Source organism: Pseudomonas sp. GW822-FHT04C11, assembly GCF_058800905.1.
On the sequence record NZ_JBXAMS010000029.1, the window covers coordinates 1 to 20,810 of the forward strand.

Genomic DNA, 20,810 nt, shown 5'->3' on the forward strand with positions numbered 1-20,810 from the left:
CCGCGATGGCGTCCGAGAGATCGCCATCGCGGGCAAGCCTTGCTCCTACGAAAAGCGCTCCGTACTCGGCCTGAACTGTTGATCGTTTCCTTTGCACAAAACGGATAAAGGTCTGCACCCAGCGGATATTGTCCAGTAGTCGCCCGGCCTAGCATGAGCCTGCCTGAATAAAAACAATGGAGGCGGCGGCCATGTCCCTGCGACCCGAATACCTTCACTCCCTGCTTGAAGAAGACAAAGACCAGGGCATCTACCGCTGCAAGCGGGAGATGTTTACCGACCCACGCTTGTTCGATCTCGAGATGCAGCACATCTTCGAAGGCAACTGGCTGTACCTCGCCCACGAGAGCCAGATTCCGAACAAGAATGATTTCTACACCACCACCATGGGCCGGCAGTCGATCTTCATTGCGCGCAACAAGGACGGCGAGCTCAACGCGTTCATCAACGCCTGCAGCCACCGTGGCGCGATGCTCTGCCGACACAAGACCGGCAACAAGTCTTCCTACACCTGCCCGTTTCACGGCTGGACCTTCAACAACTCCGGCAAGCTGCTCAAGGTCAAGGACCCGGCGGCGGCCGGCTACCCGGCGAGCTTCAACTGCGAAGGCTCCCACGACCTGACCAAAGTCGCGCGCTTCGAGTCCTATCGTGGCTTTCTGTTCGGCAGCCTCAAGGCCGATGTGGTGCCGTTGGTCGAGCATCTGGGCGAGTCGGCGAAGATCATCGACATGATCGTCGATCAATCCGCCGATGGCCTTGAAGTACTGCGTGGTTCATCCAGCTACATCTACGAAGGCAACTGGAAACTCACCGCTGAAAATGGCGCCGACGGCTATCACGTCAGCTCCGTGCACTGGAACTATGCCGCCACCCAGAACCAGCGCAAACAGCGCGAATGCGGTGACGAGAACCCGACCATGAGCGCCGGCACCTGGGCCAAGCAGGGCGGCGGTTTCTACTCCTTTGACAAGGGCCACATGCTGCTCTGGACCCGTTGGTCGAACCCGGAAGACCGGCCGCTGTACGAGCGCCGCGACGAACTGGCCAAGGACTTTGGCCAGGCCCGCGCCGACTGGATGATCGAGAACTCGCGCAACCTCTGCCTGTACCCCAACGTGTACCTGATGGATCAGTTCAGTTCACAGATCCGCATCGCCCGGCCGATCTCGGTCAACCGCACCGAAATCACCATTTACTGCATCGCTCCCAAAGGCGAAAGCGACAGCGCGCGTTCAAGCCGGATTCGTCAGTACGAAGACTTTTTCAACGTCAGCGGCATGGCGACGCCGGACGACCTCGAAGAGTTTCGCTCCTGCCAGACCGGCTACCAGGGCAGCGTCACCACCTGGAACGACATGTCCCGTGGCGCCGAGCACTGGGTTGAAGGTGCCGATGAGGCGGCCAGGGAAATCGACCTGCACCCGTTGCTCAGCGGTGTGCGTACCGAAGACGAAGGCCTGTTTGTGCTGCAACACAAGTACTGGCAGGAAACCATGCTCAAGGCCTTGAGCGAAGAACAGTCGGAATTGATCAAGGTGGAGGCGCTGTCATGAGCATCACTTACGACGCCGTGCGCGATTTTCTCTACCGCGAAGCGCGCTACCTCGATGACAAGGAATGGGACAACTGGCTGGAACTGTATGCCGCCGATGCGTCCTTCTGGATGCCGTCCTGGGACGACAACGACGAGTTGACCGAAGACCCGCAACGGGAAATCTCGCTGATCTGGTACGGCAACCGCACGGGCCTGGAAGACCGCATCTTCCGGATCAAGACCGAGCGTTCCAGTGCCAGCGTGCCGGACACCCGGACCTCGCACAACATCAGCAACATCGAGCTGCTCGAACAGGCCGACGGGCTGTGCAAGGTGCGCTTCAACTGGCACACCCTGAGCTTTCGCTACAAGACCGTCGACAGCTATTTCGGCAGCAGCTTCTACACCCTCGACGTGCGTGGCGACAGCCCGCTGATCAAGGCCAAGAAAGTGATCCTGAAGAACGACTACGTTCGTCAGGTCATCGATGTCTATCACCTGTGAGGCAGCCGTCATGACTCATTCGATCGCACTCAATTTTGAAGACGGTGTCACCCGTTTCGTTGACGCCAACCCTGGCGAAACCGTGGCCGACGCCGCGTATCGCCAGGGCATCAACATCCCGCTGGACTGCCGCGACGGCGCCTGCGGCACCTGCAAATGCTTTGCCGAGGCTGGGCGTTACGATCTCGGCGAGGAGTACATCGAAGACGCCCTGAGCAGCGACGAGGCCGAAAAAGGCTTTGTGCTGACCTGCCAGATGCGCGCTCTCAGCGACTGCGTGGTGCGCGTGCCGGTGTCATCGGACGTCTGCCGCACGCAAAAGGCCCACTACAGCGCGGCCATCAGCCAGGTGCGTCAGCTGTCCGACAGCACGATTGCGCTGTCGATCAAGGGTGAAGCCCTGAGCAAACTGGCGTTCCTGCCGGGGCAATACGTCAACCTGGGCATTCCCGGCAGTGAGCAGACTCGTGCCTATTCGTTCAGCTCGTTGCAACGTGACGGTGAAGTCAGCTTCCTGATCCGCAACGTGCCCGGCGGGTTGATGAGCAGCTTCCTCACCGGTATCGCCAAGGCCGGTGACAGCATGAGCCTGGCCGGGCCGTTGGGCAGCTTTTACCTGCGCGACATTCAGCGTCCGTTGCTGTTGCTGGCCGGCGGCACGGGGCTGGCGCCGTTCACCGCCATGCTGGAGAAAATTGCCGAGCAGGGCAGTGAGTATCCGTTGCACTTGATCTACGGCGTGACCAACGACTTTGACCTGGTGGAACTGGACCGGCTGCAAGCCTTGGCCGCACGGATCCCGAACTTCAGTTTCAGCGCCTGCGTGGCCAACCCGCAAAGCGCGCACCCGCTCAAGGGGTATGTGACCCAGCACATCGAGCCCAAACACTTGAACGACGGTGATGTCGACGTCTACCTCTGCGGCCCGCCGCCGATGGTTGAGGCCGTGAGCCAGTTCATCCGCGAGCAGGGCGTCTCACCGAAAAATTTCTACTACGAAAAATTCGCGGCCAGTGCTGCGTAAGCGCGGGAGGGTTTGATGAACAGATTTCATGAAAAAGTCGCGCTGATTACCGGCGCGGCCCAAGGGATTGGCCGCCGCGTCGCCGAGCGTATGGCCGCCGAAGGTGCGCGGCTGATTCTGGTCGACCGTTCCGAACTGGTGTTTGAGCTGCAAGAGCAGCTGGGTCAAACCAGTGAAGTGCTGATCCTCACCGCCGACCTCGAACAGTACGCCGAGTGCCAGCGCGTGATGACGGCGGCCATCGAGCGTTTCGGCCGTCTGGATATATTGGTCAACAATGTCGGCGGGACCATCTGGGCCAAGCCTTTCGAGCATTACGAAGAGCATCAGATCGAAGCGGAAGTCCGTCGTTCGCTGTTTCCGACACTGTGGTGCTGCCATGCCGCATTGCCGTTCATGCTGGAGGAGGGCAGCGGCGCCATCGTCAACGTGTCATCGGTTGCCACGCGCGGGGTCAATCGTGTGCCTTACGGCGCAGCCAAGGGCGGGGTCAATGCGCTCACCGCGTGCCTGGCGTTTGAAACCGCCGAGCGGGGCGTGCGGGTCAATGCCACCGCGCCGGGCGGCACCGAAGCGCCACCACGGCGGATTCCGCGCAACAGTGCCGAGCAGAGCCCGCAGGAGAAGGTCTGGTATCAGCAGATTGTCGATCAAACCGTCGACAGCAGCCTGATGAAACGCTACGGCACGATTGACGAGCAAGTCGGGGCGATCCTGTTTCTGGCCTCTGACGACGCGGCTTACATCACCGGGCTGGTGATGCCGGTTGGCGGCGGTGATCAGGGCTGAGCCGCGCAGGTTTCGAGCCGATACCCGACGGGACAACTGCCGGGTATCGGCGGCACTTTCAAGCTCTGTGTTAACATCGCCGCCTTATGCAAAACGGCACGAAGAGGGGTTGAAAGAAGATGGCTCAGAGGATGGTGGTGCTCGACACCGAAACCACCGGTATGCCGGTGACCGACGGCCACCGGATTATCGAGATCGGTTGCGTCGAGTTGATCGGTCGACGCCTGACGGGCCGGCATTTCCACGTTTATTTGCAACCAGACCGGGAAAGTGACGAGGGCGCGATTGGCGTCCACGGCATCACCAACGAGTTTCTGGTAGGCAAGCCGCGTTTTGCTGAAGTGGCCGATGAGTTCTTCGAGTTCATCAAGGGCGCGCAGCTGATCATCCATAACGCGGCGTTCGACGTTGGCTTCATCAACAACGAATTCGCGCTGATGGGCCAGCAGGATCGGGCTGATATCACCCAGCATTGCTCGATCCTCGATACCCTGATGATGGCGCGTGAGCGTCACCCGGGGCAGCGCAACAGCCTCGATGCCTTGTGCAAACGCTATGGCGTCGACAACTCCGGCCGTGAGCTGCACGGCGCCTTGCTCGACTCCGAGATTCTCGCTGACGTTTACCTGACCATGACCGGCGGCCAGACCAGCCTGTCGCTGGCCGGTAACGCGACTGACGGCAACGGTTCGGGTGAGGGCTCGGGCAATCAGGCGAGCGAGATCCGTCGTCTGCCAGCGGATCGCACGCCGGCACGGATTATCCGCGCCAGTGAAGCGGAGCTGGCCGAGCACGCCTCGCGCCTTGAAGTGATCGCCAAGTCTGCCGGTGCCCCGGCGCTCTGGACCCAACTGGCCGAGGCCGAGGCACAAGCATAACCACCAAGCGTGAATGGGTCTGCCTCCTGTGGCGAGGGAGCTTGCTCCCGCTGGGTCGCGAAGCGACCCTAAAATCAGCCACCGCGAGTATCCAGATGGAATGCGATTGCCGGATTACGACCGCTTCGCGGCCGAGCGGGAGCAAGCTCCCTCGCCATAAGGTATGTGCTCGGCGAGTTTTTCCTTAACTGACGGGCATCAGGGCAAGCCCCGTCGCCACAGTATCGGATGGGGCGTGACCTGTTTTGGGGCATCCGCTCGCCACACGGGCCGCAACCCTCTACCCTGAGTGTATTGGCAGACTACGGTCTGCTGCCTCAGGACGCCGAGCCCCATGTATAAAGACTTGAAGTTCCCGGTCCTTATTGTCCACCGCGACATCAAGGCCGACACGGTCGCCGGTGATCGCGTGCGCGGCATCGCCACGGAGCTTTCACAGGAAGGTTTCAGCGTCCTTTCGGCGGTGGATTACACCGAAGGCCGACTGGTCGCTTCGACTCACCACGGCCTCGCGTGCATGTTGATTGCCGCCGAAGGCGCCGGGGAAAACATCCACCTTTTACAGAACATGGCCGAATTGATTCGTGTGGCCCGCGCCCGTGCGCCGAATTTGCCGATCTTCGCCCTGGGCGAGCAAGTCACCCTGGAAAACGCCCCGGCCGATGCCATGAGCGAACTGAACCAGTTGCGCGGCATCCTTTATTTGTTCGAAGACACCGTGCCGTTTCTGGCGCGCCAGGTCGCCCGGGCGGCGCGCAGCTACCTCGATGGCTTGCTGCCACCGTTTTTCAAGGCCTTGGTGCAACACACCGCCGACTCCAACTACTCCTGGCACACCCCAGGGCATGGTGGGGGTGTGGCTTATCACAAAAGCCCGGTAGGGCAGGCGTTCCACCAGTTTTTTGGGGAAAATACCCTGCGTTCGGACCTGTCGGTCTCGGTGCCGGAACTCGGCTCGTTGCTCGACCACACCGGGCCACTGGCGGAAGCCGAGGCCCGTGCCGCACGTAATTTTGGCGCCGATCACACGTTTTTCGTGATCAATGGCACCTCGACGGCCAACAAGATTGTCTGGCAAGCCATGGTCGCGCGTGACGACCTGGTGCTGGTGGACCGCAACTGCCACAAATCGGTGTTGCACTCGATCATCATGACCGGGGCGATCCCGTTGTACCTGTGTCCGGAGCGCAATGAACTGGGGATCATCGGGCCGATTCCACTGAGCGAGTTCAGCCGTGAATCGATCCAGGCCAAGATCGATGCGAGCCCGTTGACCAAGGGCCGAACGCCCAAGGTCAAGCTGGCGGTGGTGACCAACTCGACGTACGACGGCCTCTGTTACAACGCCGAGCTGATCAAGCAAACATTGGGCAACAGCGTCGAAGTCTTGCACTTCGACGAAGCCTGGTACGCCTATGCGGCGTTTCACGAGTTCTTTGCCGGGCGTTATGGCATGGGCACTTCGCGCACTGACGACAGCCCGCTGGTGTTCACCACCCATTCCACCCACAAACTGCTGGCGGCCTTCAGCCAGGCGTCGATGATCCACGTGCAGGATGGCGGCGCTCGGCAACTGGACCGCGACCGTTTCAATGAAGCGTTCATGATGCACATCTCCACCTCGCCGCAATACAGCATCATCGCCTCGCTGGACGTGGCGTCGGCGATGATGGAAGGCCCGGCCGGCCGTTCGCTGTTGCAGGAAATGTTCGATGAAGCCCTGAGTTTTCGCCGGGCGCTGGCCAACCTGCGCCAGCACATCGCCACCGACGACTGGTGGTTCTCGATCTGGCAGCCACCGCTGGTGGAGGGTATAGACAAGGTCACCACCTCCGACTGGCTGTTGCAGCCCGAAGCCGACTGGCACGGCTTTGGCGACATTGCCGAAGATTACGTGCTGCTGGACCCGATCAAAGTGACGCTGGTGATGCCCGGCCTGACGGCCGGTGGCGCGCTGAGCGAGCGGGGGATTCCGGCGGCAGTGGTCAGCAAGTTCCTCTGGGAGCGCGGGCTGGTGGTTGAAAAAACCGGTCTGTATTCATTCCTGGTGCTGTTTTCCATGGGCATTACCAAGGGTAAATGGAGCACCTTGCTCACCGAGTTGCTCGAATTCAAACGCAGCTACGACGCCAACGTCAGCCTGGCGACGTGCCTGCCGTGTGTCGCGCAACGAGACGTGGCGCGTTACCAGGGCATGGGGCTGCGCGACCTGTGCGATCAATTGCACGCCTGCTACCGCAGCAATGCCACCGCCAAGCACCTTAAACGGATGTACACGGTACTCCCGGAAATCGCGATGAAACCGGCCGACGCCTACGATCAATTGGTCCGTGGCGAGGTCGAGGCGGTGTCAATCGACAATTTGCAGGGGCGAATCGCTGCGGTAATGCTGGTGCCATATCCGCCGGGGATTCCGCTGATCATGCCCGGCGAACGTTTTACCGAATCGACGCGCTCGATCATCGATTACCTGGCGTTTGCCCGCACATTCAACAGCAGCTTCCCGGGCTTCGTCGCCGATGTGCACGGACTGCAGCATGAAGACGAGGGCAATGGGCGGTGTTACACCGTCGATTGCATAAAAATTTGAGGACTTTTCCGAGTATGCAGCCGGTCATCAATCCCAAGTATCCGGGTTTAGCGGTACGTGTCGCCGATCAGGGATTCGCTGCGTATATCTGGGGCAGTGACTTCAGTTTTGAGGTCCGGGCCTACGCGGCCGCAGAGCTCGATAAGCCGGTGGATCAGTGGTCGCTGGAAACCATCACACCCTACCGCAAGTGTTATGGCATCGACCCGGAGGAGTTCGCCAGTTACCGGAACGCGGTCGACAGTGCGATTTTCATGGCGTTTCTCGACGATCACCCGGTGGGGCACATCGTGATCAGCACTAACTGGAACGGCTTTGCCCATATCGACGAGCTGGCAGTGCACGCCCCGGCGCGTCGCCACGGAGTGGCCAAGGCGTTGCTGGATGTCGCGCAGTTCTGGAGCCGCAAGAAGAAGCTGCCGGGCATCATGCTGGAAACCCAGAATAACAACCTGGGAGCCTGTCGGCTGTACGAGCGTTGCGGCTATGTCATGGGTGGCATCGATCACCTGCGTTATCGTGGCATCGATCCGCAAACCGCAGAGGTGGCGTTGTTCTGGTATCGGCTGTTCGATAATCCGTTGGAAAGTCCGATCAGCTCGCCAGCATCGCCTCGGCTTGTTCCTTGATAATCTCCAGTAACGCCTGGGTCGCAGGCGCTATCTCGGCATTGTTCAGGGTCAAGGCGTAAAGACTGATCGGGACGGCCGGCGAGACGGGGCAAACGTCCAGTCCGCTGGCCTTGGCGCCGATCGCAGTAAACGGATCGACAACGGCCAGACCTTCGCCGGCCTCGACCATGCTGCGCATCATCTGATGGGTCTGAACCCGGGTTTGCACCACCGGTGCCGGGCGCAAGGCCTGCAGTTTGCTCTCGAACATCACGCTGAGCGGGTCGTGACCTTCCAGCCCGACCATCGACTGGCCGGCCAGGTCCTGCACGGAAATGTATTTTTGCTTGGGTTGCAGCCAGCCATGAGGCGCCAGGAGCTGGAGTTTGCCTTGGGCAATGATCTGGCACTGAATGTCGGGGTGGTCAGGATCGTGCAGGCTCAAGCCGAGATCGCTTTCACGCAGCAGCAGGCTTCTGACGATGTCACGCGTGGGTTGGCTGAGCAGCGAGCAGGGCGCATCTGGAAAACGTCGACGCAGGGTGGCAATGCCCTGTGGCAACAAGTGCTGCGCCAAGGGGGGCGTGCAAATGATCCGCAACGGCGGCGCTAGGTATTGTTTTAGGCTGTTGGCCAGCCGCTGCAGCGGTTCGAGCGCTTCGTAGACGTGGGCAATCTCGACCTGCAACTCCCGCGCCTCACGGGTAGCCTGCAATCGCCCGCGTACGCTGGCAAACAGCATGAAGCCGAGTTGATCCTCGGCCTCGCGCAAAATCCCCTCGACCCCGGCCACCGGCAGTTGCAGCATCTCGGCAGCGGTGCCCAGATGACCGGTTTGCAGGAGCGCCTGGATCACTTCGATATGACGTAAACGCATGCGTGAAGTCCATGTTCAGCAGGTGAGGGGGGTCAGTGACTGAATCCTAACCCAAGTCCGTGCCTATGACTTCAGCTCATAACGGAGGCTTATGAGGCGACGCTTGATTCAGGCTCGCGGGTGATGGTAACGCCCGATTGAACCAATACAAATTCGTTGTCATCGAGTTTGTTGATGCGATCGCCAATCGCCAGTTTATAGGTGGTGACAGGCGCAAGGCCGGCGATACCGTCCTGCGACGGGGTGGATTCCTGGAACTCATGCACTGAATAAACACGGCCTTCCGCGTCTCTTGCATGGAATTGTCCGACGAGTACTGCTGCCATCTGCTTAGAACCTCTGGAGATAAGTCACTCAATTTGCGGTTCTGTAGACCGTCGATAAGCTTGGTAAGTTTTCCTACAGGAAAAAAATAGTATTTAACCGCTATTCCGCGACACGGAGCACGTTAAGTGCTGCCGAATCATCTATAACTACAGGCTCCTTTAGCCAGATAGTCGGGAATTCCCAATGAGCAAGGTCTATACGATTGCTGTCCTGGTTGGCAGCTTGAGAAAACAGTCGATCAACCGCAAAGTCGCGCTGGCGCTGGCTGAACTGGCTCCGGCAAACCTCAGGCTGAACATCGTCGAGATTGGCGACCTGCCGCTCTACAACGAAGACATCGACGTAACACCGCCGGCAGCCTACAGCACTTTCCGTCAACAGGTGAGCTCATCCGACGCGGTGCTGTTCGTGACACCGGAATATAACCGCTCGGTGCCTGCCCCCCTGAAGAACGCCATCGATGTCGGTTCCCGGCCTTATGGCAAGAGTGTCTGGGGCGGTAAGCCGGGGGCGGTGATCAGCGCATCCCCCGGCGCTATTGGTGGTTTCGGTGCTAACCATCACTTGCGTCAATCCATGGTGTTTCTCAATGTGCCTTGCATGCAGCAACCGGAAGCCTACCTGAGCAACGCCGGTACGGCGTTCGACGAGTCGGGGAAGGTGTCCGAGTCGGTCCGGCCGTTTTTGCAGAGTTTCATCAACGCCTATGCCGAGTGGGTCGAGCAATTTAAAAAGGATTGATCGATCGGGGGCCAGTGCTGCGCTAAGGAAGCGCTGGCCCGTCGACTGATGATCGAACCATTGGATAGTGGACAGCGACACGACAGGGAGTCTGAACGATGCAAAGCCAAGGCACGGTCACACGGTTGATAACCCGTAAAAACGCCATCGCCGAGAGTCGTATCGAGCGTGAGCAGCGCAGCCTGATTCCGTCGGTTGGTGACGTGATTCTGAAGATTGATCGCTGCGCGCTGACCAGCAATAACATTACCTACGCAGCCTATGGCGACTTGATGCATTACTGGGAGTTTTTCCCGACCGGGCAAGCGGAATGGGGCCATATCCCGGCCTGGGGTTTTGCCGATGTGCTTGCCTGCGCAGTCGAAGGCATTGCGGTCGGGGAGCGCTTTTACGGGTACTTTCCACTGGCCAGCCATCTCTGGGTGCATCCAGAGCGGGTGACCGAGCGCGGTTTTCATGACGCCGCCCCGCACCGTCAAACACTGAGTTCGGTTTACAATCAGTACACCCGTTGCAGTTGGGATCGGTACTACATCCCTGCGAATGAAAACCTGCAAATGCTGCTTAACCCGCTGTTTTTGACGTCATTGATGTTGGCGGATTTCCTACAGGACAATCAGTTCTTCGGTGCCACCCGTGTGGTGTTCTCCAGCGCTTCGAGCAAAACCGCTTTCGGCACTGCCATTTGCCTGGAGGACCAGTCGAATCTGGAGCGAGTGGCGCTGACATCGACCGGGAACCAGGCGTTTGTTGAACAACTCGGGTGTTACGAGCGCACGCTCGGGTACGCCGAGTTGGCGTCGTTGCCCGCTGACCGTCCGACCTTGTACGTGGATTTCTCTGGCCGTCTGGATTTACGCAATCAGGTGCATCAGCATTTCGCCGGGCAATTGGTTTACAGCTGCGCTGTAGGTTCGGCCCAGAACACGGATGAGGCGCAACTGAGCGCTATGACAGGGCCGCAGCCGGCGTTTTTCTTTGCACCGATCCAGATTCGCAAACGCAACGCCGAATGGGGATCGCAGCGGCTTATCGAGTACATCGGTGAGGGCGGGCAGAAGTTTTATCGGCGAGTGATGGCACCGGCCAATCCATTGCTCAGGGTGGTGGAGAGTGATGGGCTTGAAGCGGCACAAACGGTGATTTCGCGGCTGTTTCATGGGCAGATCGCGCCGATCGAGGGGCATGTGATCCGTTTGTAAGGCTCTACGGGTTGCGTGCAATGCGGTTTATTCGCTTTACCCTATATTCGAAATTCCATATATTCGCGCTTCGTTTGTTCAGGCGCATTCACTTCCATGTCCGATCCCTGCAATCCCGTCGATGTGTTCAAGGCGTTGGCCGATGACACCCGCAGTCGTATCGCTTTGCTCATCGCCAAAGAGGGTGAGCTGTGCGTGTGCGAGCTGACGGCGGCGCTGGACCTGAGCCAGCCGAAAATCTCCCGTCACCTGGCGCAATTGCGCAGCCATGGACTGCTGGCGGACCGTCGTCAGGGGCAATGGGTGTTTTATCGCCTGCACCCGCAATTATCCCCGTGGGTCATGACGTTGTTGCACGGTGCGCTGGCAGCCAACGGTGCATGGCTTGGCGCTGATGTCGCGCGACTACAGGCGATGGGCGACCGTCCGGTCCGTTGCTGCTGATTCTCCCCCTCCATCTTCTTCAAGGCTGTTTCGCATGCTCGTAGCGTCGTTGATTTTCCTCCAGACCATTACCCTGGTGATCTGGCAACCCAAAGGCCTCGGCGTCGGCTGGAGTGCGGTGCTGGGCGCCGTCTTGGCGTTACTCTGCGGGGTGGTCCAGGTCAGCGACATTCCGTTGGTATGGGACATCATCTGGAACGCCACCGGGACGTTTGTGGCGCTGATCATCATCAGTCTGCTGCTGGATGAAGCGGGTTTCTTTGCCTGGGCGGCGTTGCATGTGGCTCGCTGGGGGCACGGTAACGGGCGCAAGCTATTCGCTTACATGGTATTGCTCGGGGCGTTGGTATCGGCCTTGTTCGCCAATGATGGCGCAGCGTTGATCCTCACGCCCATCGTCATTTCGATGCTGCTGGCCTTGCGATTTTCTCCGGCGGCGACACTGGCGTTCGTGATGGGCGCCGGGTTTATCGCCGATACCGCGAGCCTGCCGCTGGTGGTGTCGAACCTGGTGAACATAGTCTCCGCGGACTTCTTCCACATTGGGTTCAACCGTTATGCGGCGGTCATGGTGCCGGTCAACCTGGTGGCCGTCGCGGCGACGCTGGCGGTGTTGCTGTGGTTCTTCCGACGGGACGTTCCTGCCGATTACGACCTGGAACAACTGGAAGACCCGAAGACCGCGATTCGCGACAAGCCAACGTTCATTGCCGGTTGGTGTGTGCTGGTGATTTTGCTGCTGGGCTGTTTTGCCCTGGAGCCGTTGGGGATTCCCATCAGCGCGATCTCGGCGGTATGCGCGGCATTGCTGTTGGCGATTGCCGCCCGTGGGCACAAAATTTCCACGCGCAAGGTGATGAAAGAAGCACCGTGGCATATCGTGATTTTCTCCTTGGGCATGTACCTGGTGGTTTACGGCTTGCGTAATGCCGGGTTGACCACGTACCTGGCCGGTTGGCTGGACGTGTTCGCGGACTACGGCGTGTGGGGGGCCGCCATGGGCACCGGGCTGCTGACCGCGCTGTTGTCGTCGATGATGAATAACCTGCCGACGGTGCTGATCGGTGCGTTGTCGATCGATGCCAGCCAGGCTACCGGGGTGGTGAAAGAGGCAATGATCTACGCCAACGTGATCGGCAGCGACCTGGGGCCGAAAATCACCCCGATCGGTAGCCTGGCGACCTTGCTTTGGTTGCACGTGCTGGCGCGCAAGAATATTCAGATTGGTTGGGGGTATTACTTCAAGGTCGGGATCGTGCTGACGGTGCCGGTGTTGCTGGTGACCCTGGCGGCGTTGGCGTTGCGCCTGTCCATCTAAATAGCTTCCTGCAGGAGCACGGCTTGCCGGCGATGGTGTCCTTGAGATCGCCATCGCGAGCAAGCTTTGCTCCTACAGGGTTAGGGTCCAGTGTGTGGGAGCCTGCTCGCGATGGGGCCGGACCAGGCGCCACAAGGCTCAACCCTGGCCCGGCACGTTCGGCCACAGATCCGCCACCAGAAACAGCCGCTCGGCTTCTTCCCAGTCACCGTCGACGTTTTCAGTCAGGCGTACCAGCAACTGCGCAGGTGCCTGAGGGGCGAGCCCGCTCAGCCAGGTCTCCAGTTGCGTGCGCTCCCAGGTGTGCTCGGCAAGATAATGGGCGGGCGCGAGCCAGGCGTGCCGTGGCAAGGGTTGCCAGCGACCGGGCGGGCTCTGGGCGATAAAGTGTGCCCAGTCTCGCTGATGCAGCCAGCGTCCTTTGAGGTGTTGCGGATGGGCACAGTCGGGTGACTGGGTTTTGCCGGGCCATGGGTACAGCAGATAACCACCCAGCCATAAGTGTGCGCTGAACCCCAGGATATCCAGCGCGGCCAACGCATCGCGGCTTTCGGAGCGCGCGGAGATCGGCAGTTGATGGTGGGTCAGGTGCGCCAGCTTGCGGTCCAGTCGGTCATGGCATCCCGGTCCGAGCCACTGGGCAGTGTCGTGGCCTTCGCCGTTCTGGGGGCCCAGATACAATTTGATCGCCAATTCCAGGTGATGCACGCCGTCGCGGTCACGCAGCAGCATGTCCAGCTCGCCCAGCGTGTGGCCGTCGCGGCGGATCGGCAGGTTGGCGGCAATCAACTCGACGCCCGGCGCGTGCTGCACGGCAAACTGCCAGAGGCGTTCGTAATACAGGCCCAGGCGACGAGTCGGGCCGAGCGCCAGCCAGCGCTGCAGCTCGCGGCTGTCCTGATCGAGCTGAAGCAACCAGTGTTGCAGTCGTTCGGGGGCTTGTACCCAGTCGCTGCCGGCCAGTGGATGGCGTTGTGGCCAGGGTGTTTCGCAGAGCATCGGTGGCGCGAGGATGACCCAGGCCAGGTCGCGCACTTCGGGATGGCGCAACTGACGAGGTAAAGCCAGCAAGTCAGGAAATAAGGTCATCTTGCGAGCATAGCGCTTTGGTTCGCGGCTGAAAGGATTTTGTCTGCGGCGCGCTTTCGCCCATAATCGTGTTTTTCGCCGTCGTAGACCCTCGGAGTCCCATGGAGCAATTTCGTAATATCGGCATCATCGGTCGCCTGGGCAGTTCGCAGGTGCTGGATACCGTTCGCCGACTGAAAAGATTCCTGCTTGACCGGCACTTGCACGTGATTCTCGAGGACACCATCGCCGAAGTCCTGCCAGGCCATGGCCTGCAAACCTCATCGCGCAAGATGCTCGGCGAAGTCTGTGACATGGTGATTGTGGTGGGCGGTGACGGCAGCCTGCTGGGCGCCGCTCGGGCATTGGCACGGCACAATATTCCGGTGCTGGGGATCAACCGTGGCAACCTGGGCTTTCTGACCGACATCCGCCCGGATGAGCTGGAAGTCAAGGTCGCCGAAGTGCTCGACGGGCACTATCTGGTCGAAAACCGCTTCCTGTTGCAGGCCGAAGTTCGCCGTCACGCCGAAGCCATCGGCCAGGGCGATGCGCTGAACGACGTGGTGCTGCACCCCGGCAAATCGACGCGGATGATCGAGTTCGAGTTGTACATCGACGGCCAGTTTGTTTGCAGCCAAAAAGCCGACGGCCTGATCGTCGCCACACCCACCGGTTCCACGGCCTATGCGCTCTCGGCGGGCGGCCCGATCATGCATCCCAAGCTCGATGCCATTGTGATTGTGCCAATGTACCCCCATACCTTGTCAGGAAGGCCGATTGTGGTCGATGGCAATAGCGAGCTGAAAATCGTCGTGTCGAAGGATATGCAGATTTACCCGCAAGTCTCCTGTGACGGGCAGAACCACTTCACCTGCGCCCCCGGTGACACCATCACTGTGAGCAAGAAGGCGCAGAAACTGCGGTTGATTCATCCGCTGGACCATAACTACTACGAAGTCTGCCGGACCAAGCTGGGCTGGGGCAGCCGGTTGGGTGGTGGAGGCGACTGATGCTCGATCCCGCGCGTAGCTACGACCTGATCGGTGACGTGCACGGTTGCGCTCATACCCTTGAGCATTTGCTGGACCGACTCGGGTATCACAAGCAAGCTGGCGTCTGGCGCCATCCGTCACGCATGGCCGTGTTTCTCGGTGACATCATCGACCGCGGCCCGCGGATTCGCGAAGCGCTGCACATCGTTCACGACATGGTCGAGGCCGGTCAGGCGCTGTGCATCATGGGCAACCATGAATTCAACGCACTCGGCTGGAGCACGCCGGCGCCGCCCGGCAGCGGTAAGCAGTATGTGCGTGAACACACGCCTCGGCATGCGCGCCTGCTCGACGAAACCCTGACTCAATTTGCCGATCACCCGGCGGACTGGCACGACTTTCTTGCCTGGTTCTACGAGATGCCACTGTTCGTCGACGCCGGACGCTTCCGGGTCGTCCACGCCTGCTGGGACGGTGGCCTGATCGACGTGCTGCGTGCGCAGTATGCCGATGGCTGCATCGATGAACACTTCGTCCAGGCGGCGGCGGTTTCCGGCAGTTTCGCCTGCATGGCTTTCGACCGCTTGCTGCGCGGCACCGACATGCGCCTGCCGCACGGCTTGACCATGACCAGCGGCGACGGTCTGACGCGTTCGTTCTTCCGCACCAAGTTCTGGGAAGACAACCCGCAAACCTATGGCGATATTGTGTTCCAGCCAGATGCCTTGCCCGAGTCCGTGGCTCGCACGCCGCTGTCGCCGGTAGAAAAAAATAACCTGTTGCGCTACGGCATCGACGAACCGCTGTTGTTTGTCGGGCACTACTGGCGTAGCGGCAAACCGGCGCCGATCCGCCCGAACCTGGCCTGCCTGGATTACAGCGCGGTGTTGTACGGCAAGCTGGTTGCCTATCGGCTGGATCAGGAAACCCGTCTCGATCCACACAAGTTTGTCTGGGTCGATGTTGACCGGCCAGAGGTATTGCGATGAGTGTTGTGGCTGTTTTACGTCTGCCGCTGGCGGTGGACCTGAGTGGTTTCGTCAAATTGCTGCAACGCATGCACGTGCCGCATCGGGTCAGCGAAGAAGCCGGTGAACAGGTGCTGTGGGTGCCGGACGCGATCAGCGAAGACGTGCGCTCGCTGTACGAACGGTTTCCTGCGGGCGATCCCGAGCATCAACTGGATATCCCGGCTGCACAAGCGAATATCCAGCGTCCAGGGTTCGTCGAGCAACTGCGCCACAGCCCGGTGACGGCGCTGATTCTGCTGCTGAGCATGATCGTCGGCGCGGTGACATTGCTCGGCGAGAACCTCGACACGATGCGCTGGCTGACGTTCCTCGATTTTCGGGTGGTGGGCGAATACATCCACTTCACGCCGTTGGCCGACAGTCTGGCAGCGGGGCAGTGGTGGCGTCTGGTGACGCCGATGCTGATCCACTTCGGCGTTCTCCACCTGGCCATGAACGGCATGTGGTACTGGGAGCTGGGGCGGCGTATCGAGTCGCGTCAGGGCAGTATCAACCTGTTGGGGCTGACGTTGCTGTTCAGCCTGGTGTCGAACTACGCCCAATATTATTACGGCGGCGCGACCTTGTTCGGCGGCCTGTCCGGGGTGCTTTACGGCCTGCTCGGGCATTGCTGGATCTACCAGTTGCTGTCGCCGAACCCGGCATATCGCCTGCCTCGCGGGGTATTGGTGATGATGCTGGTGTGGTTGCTGCTGTGTATGTCGGGGCTGATCTCGATGATCGGTTTCGGCGAAATTGCCAATGCGGCGCACGTCGGCGGGTTACTCGTCGGATGCCTCACCGGTTTGTTGGGCGGCTTGTACAGTCGCCGTAGACTCTCTGTCCAATAAACTGCCGTCTAAATTGTGCTGTGAATAACGAGCGCGGAGACCTGATGTCCTCTTTTAACGAAATGATCAAAAACATCACGCCAGAGATCTACCAGAGCCTGAAACTGGCGGTAGAGATCGGTAAGTGGTCCGACGGCGGCAAACTGACTGCCGAGCAGCGCGAACTGTCGTTGCAGGCGATGATCGCCTGGGAAGTGCAGAACCTGCCCGAGGAACAACGCACCGGCTACATGGGCCCGCAGGAATGCAGTTCGAAGTCGATTACGGTGCCGAATATCCTGTTCAAGTCGGATGCCATCCATTGATCGAGATCGGCCGCGGTGCAATCAGCAAGATGTCGGCGCGCCTCGACGCGTCGACCGTGCAATACGCTTTTCGCCTGGGCGATACCGAGGTGCCGGTCAATCCCATGATCGGCAGCACGGTTCGCCTGGAATACCTGGGTGCGATCCACTGCATCCATTGCGGACGCAAAACCAAAACCAGCTTCAGCCAGGGTTACTGCTACCCGTGCATGACCAAACTGGCGCAGTGCGATGTCTGCATCATGAGTCCGGAGCGTTGCCACTATGACGCCGGCACTTGCCGTGAGCCGGCCTGGGGCGAGCAGTTCTGCATGACCGACCACGTGGTGTATCTGGCCAACTCGTCGGGCGTCAAGGTCGGGATCACCCGCGCTACACAGCTGCCAACCCGCTGGCTCGATCAGGGTGCCAGCCAGGCATTGCCGATCATGCGCGTGTCGACCCGTCAGCAATCCGGTTTCGTCGAAGACCTGTTCCGCAGTCAGGTGGCCGACAAGACCAACTGGCGCGCCTTGCTCAAGGGTGATGCGGCACCGGTTGACCTGAAACAGATTCGTGATCAACTGTTCGCAAGCTGTGCCGAGGGCGTGCAAGGACTGCAGGAGCGCTTCGGTCTGCAAGCGATTCAACCGGTATTTGATGTCGAACCGATTGAAATCCGTTACCCGGTCGAGCAGTACCCGGCCAAGATTGTCAGCTTCAATCTGGACAAGAACCCGATTGCCGAAGGCACGCTGTTGGGGATCAAGGGTCAATACCTGATCTTCGATACCGGCGTTATCAATATTCGTAAATACACGGCCTACCAGCTCGCCGTGCATCAGTAAAAGGACTCCAGCATGCGCACCGAACAACCGAAGATGATCTACCTGAAGGACTATCAGGCGCCCGAGTACCTGATCGACGAGACGCACCTGACCTTCGAGTTGTACGAGGACCACAGCCTGGTCCATGCGCAACTGGTGATGCGCCGCAATCCGGCCCGTGGCCCGGGCCTGCCGCCGCTTGTACTGGATGGCCAGCAACTCGAGCTGCTGTCGGTAGCCTTGGGCGACGCTGAACTGAGCGCCGGCGACTATCAACTGACGGAAAACCACCTGACCCTGCACCCGACCAGCGCCAGCTTCACGGTCGATACCAGCGTGCGGATTCACCCGGAAACCAATACCGCGCTGGAAGGCCTGTACAAGTCCAGCGGGATGTTCTGCACCCAGTGCGAGGCCGAGGGCTTTCGCAAGATCACCTATTACCTCGACCGCCCGGATGTGATGAGCAAGTTCACCACCACGGTGGTCGCCGAGCAGCACAGCTATCCGGTGCTGCTGTCCAACGGCAACCCGATTGCCTCCGGTCCCGGTGAAGACGGTCGGCACTGGGCGACCTGGGAAGATCCGTTCATGAAGCCGGCCTACCTGTTCGCGCTGGTGGCTGGTGACCTGTGGTGCGTCGAAGACACCTTCACCACCATGACCCAGCGCAGTGTGGCGTTGCGCATTTACGTCGAGCCGGAAAACATCGACAAGTGCCAGCACGCCATGAACAGCCTGAAGAAGTCCATGCGCTGGGACGAAGAAGTCTATGGTCGCGAGTACGACCTGGACATCTTCATGATCGTTGCAGTCAACGACTTCAACATGGGTGCCATGGAGAACAAGGGCCTCAATATCTTTAACTCCAGCTGCGTGCTGGCCCGTGCCGAAACCGCGACCGATGCCGCGCACCAGCGGGTTGAAGCGGTGGTGGCCCACGAATACTTCCACAACTGGTCGGGCAACCGCGTGACCTGCCGCGACTGGTTCCAGCTGTCGCTGAAGGAAGGTTTCACGGTGTTCCGTGATGCCGAGTTCTCCGCCGACATGCACTCGCGCACCGTCAAGCGCATCGAGGACGTGGCGTACCTGCGCACTCACCAGTTCGCCGAAGATGCCGGCCCGATGGCCCATGCGGTACGCCCGGATGCGTTCATCGAGATTTCCAACTTCTACACCTTGACCGTCTACGAGAAAGGTTCGGAAGTGGTGCGCATGATCCGCACCTTGCTCGGTTCCGAAGGTTTCCGTAAAGGCAGCGACCTGTATTTCGAACGTCACGATGGCCAGGCGGTCACCTGCGACGATTTCATCAAGGCCATGGAAGATGCCAACGGCGTCGACCTGACCCAGTTCAAACGCTGGTACAGCCAGGCCGGTACACCGCGTCTGGCGGTGAGCGAGTCTTACGATGCGGCGGCGAAAACCTACAGCCTGACCTTCCGCCAGAGCTGCCCGGCGACCCCGGACAAGGTTGAAAAACTGCCGTTCGTGATTCCGGTCGAACTGGGCCTGCTGGACAGCAAAGGTGCGGCGATCGCTCTTCGGTTGGCCGGTGAAGCGGCCGCTGACGGGACTTCCCGCGTGCTGTCGGTAACCGAGGCCGAGCAGACTTTTACCTTCGTCGACATCGCTGAACAACCGTTGCCCTCGCTGTTGCGCGGCTTCTCGGCACCGGTGAAACTGAGCTTCCCGTACAACCGCGATCAGCTGATGTTCCTGATGCAGCACGACAGCGACGGTTTTAACCGTTGGGAAGCCGGCCAGCAATTGTCGGTGCAGGTGTTGCAGGAACTGATCGCTCAGCATCAAGCGGGTCAGGCGTTGGTGCTGGATCAGCGACTGATCAGTGCATTGCGCACGGTGCTGGCGGATGAATCCCTGGATCAGGCCATGGTCGCCGAAATGCTCTCGCTGCCAAGCGAGGCCTACCTGACCGAAATCAGCGAAGTGGCGGATGTCGATGCGATTCACGCAGCCCGTGAATTCGCCCGCAAGCAACTGGCGGACAGCCTGTTCGACGCGCTGTGGTTGCGTTATCAGGCCAATCGCGAGCTGTCGAAGCAAACTGCTTACGTTGCCGAAGCCGAGCACTTCGCCCGTCGTAGCCTGCAAAACATTGCGTTGTCCTACCTGATGCTCAGTGGCAAGCCGGAAGTGCTGGCAGCGGCCCTTGAGCAGTTCGATGCCTGCGACAACATGACCGAGCGTCTGACGTCGTTGGCGGTGCTGGTGAATTCACCGTTCGAGGCCGATAAGGCCAAGGCACTGGCCAGTTTTGCCGAGCACTTCAAGGACAATCCGCTGGTCATGGACCAATGGTTCAGCGTTCAGGCCGGCAGCACGTTGCCGGGTGGCTTGCAGCGGGTTCAGCAGTTGATGAAGCACCCGGCGTTCAACATCAAGAACCCGAACAAGGTGCGGGCGCTGGTCGGTGCGTTTGCCGGGCAGAACCTGATCAACTTCCATGCGGCCGATGGTTCGGGGTATCGCTTCCTTGCGGATCTGGTGATCGAGCTGAATGGCTTCAATCCGCAGATCGCTTCGCGTCAATTGGCGCCGTTGACGCGCTGGCGTAAATACGACAGCGCCCGTCAGGCGTTGATGAAGGCAGAGCTGGAGCGCATTCGCGGCTCGGGTCAGCTGTCCAGCGATGTGTTCGAAGTGGTCAGCAAGAGTTTGGCGTGACCTGACCTCCGCTCCCGCAGGTGTTCACTCGAACCCTGCGGGAGCGAGCTTGCTCGCGATGGCGGCCTGACAGCCGACCCATCTCTTGCAGGTGTACATATCCGTTGCTGCGGTAACGGCGGCTGGCGGTTTCGCTCTTACAGCGACTCACTTTTTCAGACGCCAAAAAGTAAGCAAATGTATGGTCAGCCCACCTTCTGCCACCCAGCACTGATGAACGGTAAATCGAGCTTGCGCTAATG

Annotated in this window: 20 protein-coding genes; 17 read left to right on the plus strand and 3 right to left on the minus strand. The window is 60.0% G+C overall.

From position 1 onward, the window contains the following. The first annotated feature begins 191 nt into the window (after positions 1-191). From benA to AC1RJ3_RS29085, 7 genes are all read left to right on the plus strand, one after another. Entirely contained in the window at positions 192-1,556 is a 1,365-nt protein-coding gene (gene benA / locus AC1RJ3_RS29055; protein ID WP_347929900.1) for a benzoate 1,2-dioxygenase large subunit, read from the plus strand. Continuing rightward, positions 1,553-2,041: a benzoate 1,2-dioxygenase small subunit gene (benB, locus tag AC1RJ3_RS29060; protein ID WP_054597133.1), complete on the plus strand. Its 489-nt coding sequence runs from the start codon at positions 1,553-1,555 to the stop codon at positions 2,039-2,041. Before benA ends, benB begins: the two co-directional genes overlap by 4 nt. Before the next feature lie 10 nt (positions 2,042-2,051). After that, positions 2,052-3,065 (plus strand): benzoate 1,2-dioxygenase electron transfer component BenC, encoded by a 1,014-nt coding sequence (gene benC, locus AC1RJ3_RS29065; protein ID WP_054597134.1) that lies wholly within the window; start codon positions 2,052-2,054, stop codon positions 3,063-3,065. 15 nt (positions 3,066-3,080) lie between these two features. After that, positions 3,081-3,854, plus strand: coding sequence for a 1,6-dihydroxycyclohexa-2,4-diene-1-carboxylate dehydrogenase (locus AC1RJ3_RS29070; protein WP_493081897.1), 774 nt, complete (start codon positions 3,081-3,083; stop codon positions 3,852-3,854). Between the two features lie 119 nt (positions 3,855-3,973). Further along, positions 3,974-4,732 carry a DNA polymerase III subunit epsilon gene (dnaQ, locus tag AC1RJ3_RS29075; RefSeq protein ID WP_054597136.1) on the plus strand — a complete coding sequence of 253 codons (759 nt, stop codon included), beginning with the start codon at positions 3,974-3,976 and terminating at the stop codon, positions 4,730-4,732. 334 nt (positions 4,733-5,066) lie between these two features. Beyond that, positions 5,067-7,322, plus strand: a complete 2,256-nt coding sequence (locus tag AC1RJ3_RS29080) for an Orn/Lys/Arg family decarboxylase (protein ID WP_054597137.1) — start codon at positions 5,067-5,069, stop codon at positions 7,320-7,322. 14 nt (positions 7,323-7,336) lie between these two features. After that, positions 7,337-7,951, plus strand: a complete 615-nt coding sequence (locus AC1RJ3_RS29085) for a GNAT family N-acetyltransferase (RefSeq protein ID WP_054597138.1) — start codon at positions 7,337-7,339, stop codon at positions 7,949-7,951. Here the strand turns inward: AC1RJ3_RS29085 and AC1RJ3_RS29090 are convergent. Continuing rightward, positions 7,917-8,810, minus strand: coding sequence for a LysR substrate-binding domain-containing protein (locus tag AC1RJ3_RS29090; protein ID WP_054597139.1), 894 nt, complete (start codon positions 8,808-8,810; stop codon positions 7,917-7,919). The two genes, AC1RJ3_RS29085 and AC1RJ3_RS29090, sit on opposite strands and share 35 nt — an antisense overlap. An 89-nt stretch (positions 8,811-8,899) precedes the next feature. Next, positions 8,900-9,136 carry a hypothetical protein gene (locus AC1RJ3_RS29095; protein ID WP_054597140.1) on the minus strand — a complete coding sequence of 79 codons (237 nt, stop codon included), beginning with the start codon at positions 9,134-9,136 and terminating at the stop codon, positions 8,900-8,902. Positions 9,137-9,320: 184 nt separating this feature from the next. Between AC1RJ3_RS29095 and AC1RJ3_RS29100 the strand changes: the two genes are divergently transcribed. From AC1RJ3_RS29100 to AC1RJ3_RS29115, 4 genes are all read left to right on the plus strand, one after another. Further along, the gene (locus AC1RJ3_RS29100; protein ID WP_054597141.1) at positions 9,321-9,878 is read left to right on the plus strand and encodes an NADPH-dependent FMN reductase; all 558 of its coding nucleotides are present in this window, start codon (positions 9,321-9,323) and stop codon (positions 9,876-9,878) included. A gap of 98 nt (positions 9,879-9,976) precedes the next feature. Next, a complete protein-coding gene (locus AC1RJ3_RS29105; protein WP_493081901.1) occupies positions 9,977-11,080 on the plus strand; it encodes a DUF2855 family protein in 1,104 nt (367 codons plus the stop codon). Between the two features lie 96 nt (positions 11,081-11,176). Next, positions 11,177-11,524, plus strand: coding sequence for a metalloregulator ArsR/SmtB family transcription factor (locus AC1RJ3_RS29110; RefSeq protein WP_054597143.1), 348 nt, complete (start codon positions 11,177-11,179; stop codon positions 11,522-11,524). A 34-nt stretch (positions 11,525-11,558) separates the two neighbouring features. Beyond that, on the plus strand, positions 11,559-12,842 hold the full coding sequence (locus AC1RJ3_RS29115) for an arsenic transporter (protein WP_103314474.1): 1,284 nt from the start codon (positions 11,559-11,561) through the stop codon (positions 12,840-12,842). 138 nt (positions 12,843-12,980) lie between these two features. On the opposite strand, the gene AC1RJ3_RS29120 is transcribed toward AC1RJ3_RS29115, so the two are convergent. Then, positions 12,981-13,931, minus strand: coding sequence for a DUF1853 family protein (locus AC1RJ3_RS29120; RefSeq protein ID WP_493081903.1), 951 nt, complete (start codon positions 13,929-13,931; stop codon positions 12,981-12,983). A 101-nt stretch (positions 13,932-14,032) separates the two neighbouring features. Here AC1RJ3_RS29120 and AC1RJ3_RS29125 point away from each other — a divergent pair, with 101 nt between their 5' ends. The 6 genes from AC1RJ3_RS29125 to pepN are packed head-to-tail and all read left to right on the plus strand — an operon-like array spanning position 14,033 to position 20,568. Then, positions 14,033-14,923 carry an NAD(+) kinase gene (locus AC1RJ3_RS29125; protein ID WP_019690613.1) on the plus strand — a complete coding sequence of 297 codons (891 nt, stop codon included), beginning with the start codon at positions 14,033-14,035 and terminating at the stop codon, positions 14,921-14,923. Continuing rightward, on the plus strand, positions 14,920-15,894 hold the full coding sequence (locus tag AC1RJ3_RS29130) for a metallophosphoesterase (protein ID WP_347930029.1): 975 nt from the start codon (positions 14,920-14,922) through the stop codon (positions 15,892-15,894). Before AC1RJ3_RS29125 ends, AC1RJ3_RS29130 begins: the two co-directional genes overlap by 4 nt. Beyond that, complete coding sequence (locus AC1RJ3_RS29135) at positions 15,891-16,766, plus strand: rhomboid family intramembrane serine protease (RefSeq protein WP_347929904.1); 876 nt, start codon at positions 15,891-15,893, stop codon at positions 16,764-16,766. Before AC1RJ3_RS29130 ends, AC1RJ3_RS29135 begins: the two co-directional genes overlap by 4 nt. Before the next feature lie 44 nt (positions 16,767-16,810). Continuing rightward, positions 16,811-17,071 (plus strand): YeaC family protein, encoded by a 261-nt coding sequence (locus AC1RJ3_RS29140; RefSeq protein ID WP_019690610.1) that lies wholly within the window; start codon positions 16,811-16,813, stop codon positions 17,069-17,071. Then, complete coding sequence (locus AC1RJ3_RS29145; RefSeq protein WP_347930030.1) at positions 17,068-17,898, plus strand: DUF2797 domain-containing protein; 831 nt, start codon at positions 17,068-17,070, stop codon at positions 17,896-17,898. The genes AC1RJ3_RS29140 and AC1RJ3_RS29145 overlap by 4 nt, the downstream gene beginning before the upstream one ends. Before the next feature lie 12 nt (positions 17,899-17,910). Beyond that, entirely contained in the window at positions 17,911-20,568 is a 2,658-nt protein-coding gene (gene pepN / locus AC1RJ3_RS29150) for an aminopeptidase N (RefSeq protein ID WP_493081906.1), read from the plus strand. The last annotated feature ends 242 nt before the right edge of the window (positions 20,569-20,810 follow it).

Coding starts and splice junctions, on each gene's coding strand:
- pepN (WP_493081906.1), top strand. CDS start 17,911: ATGCGCACCGAACAACCGAAGATGATCTACCTGAAGGACTATCAGGCG.
- AC1RJ3_RS29140 (WP_019690610.1), top strand. CDS start 16,811: ATGTCCTCTTTTAACGAAATGATCAAAAACATCACGCCAGAGATCTAC.
- AC1RJ3_RS29105 (WP_493081901.1), top strand. CDS start 9,977: ATGCAAAGCCAAGGCACGGTCACACGGTTGATAACCCGTAAAAACGCC.
- AC1RJ3_RS29110 (WP_054597143.1), top strand. CDS start 11,177: ATGTCCGATCCCTGCAATCCCGTCGATGTGTTCAAGGCGTTGGCCGAT.
- AC1RJ3_RS29085 (WP_054597138.1), top strand. CDS start 7,337: ATGCAGCCGGTCATCAATCCCAAGTATCCGGGTTTAGCGGTACGTGTC.
- AC1RJ3_RS29095 (WP_054597140.1), bottom strand. CDS start 9,136: ATGGCAGCAGTACTCGTCGGACAATTCCATGCAAGAGACGCGGAAGGC.
- AC1RJ3_RS29070 (WP_493081897.1), top strand. CDS start 3,081: ATGAACAGATTTCATGAAAAAGTCGCGCTGATTACCGGCGCGGCCCAA.
- AC1RJ3_RS29115 (WP_103314474.1), top strand. CDS start 11,559: ATGCTCGTAGCGTCGTTGATTTTCCTCCAGACCATTACCCTGGTGATC.
- benB (WP_054597133.1), top strand. CDS start 1,553: ATGAGCATCACTTACGACGCCGTGCGCGATTTTCTCTACCGCGAAGCG.
- AC1RJ3_RS29125 (WP_019690613.1), top strand. CDS start 14,033: ATGGAGCAATTTCGTAATATCGGCATCATCGGTCGCCTGGGCAGTTCG.
- AC1RJ3_RS29120 (WP_493081903.1), bottom strand. CDS start 13,931: ATGACCTTATTTCCTGACTTGCTGGCTTTACCTCGTCAGTTGCGCCAT.
- AC1RJ3_RS29135 (WP_347929904.1), top strand. CDS start 15,891: ATGAGTGTTGTGGCTGTTTTACGTCTGCCGCTGGCGGTGGACCTGAGT.
- dnaQ (WP_054597136.1), top strand. CDS start 3,974: ATGGCTCAGAGGATGGTGGTGCTCGACACCGAAACCACCGGTATGCCG.
- benC (WP_054597134.1), top strand. CDS start 2,052: ATGACTCATTCGATCGCACTCAATTTTGAAGACGGTGTCACCCGTTTC.
- AC1RJ3_RS29080 (WP_054597137.1), top strand. CDS start 5,067: ATGTATAAAGACTTGAAGTTCCCGGTCCTTATTGTCCACCGCGACATC.
- benA (WP_347929900.1), top strand. CDS start 192: ATGTCCCTGCGACCCGAATACCTTCACTCCCTGCTTGAAGAAGACAAA.
- AC1RJ3_RS29090 (WP_054597139.1), bottom strand. CDS start 8,810: ATGCGTTTACGTCATATCGAAGTGATCCAGGCGCTCCTGCAAACCGGT.
- AC1RJ3_RS29100 (WP_054597141.1), top strand. CDS start 9,321: ATGAGCAAGGTCTATACGATTGCTGTCCTGGTTGGCAGCTTGAGAAAA.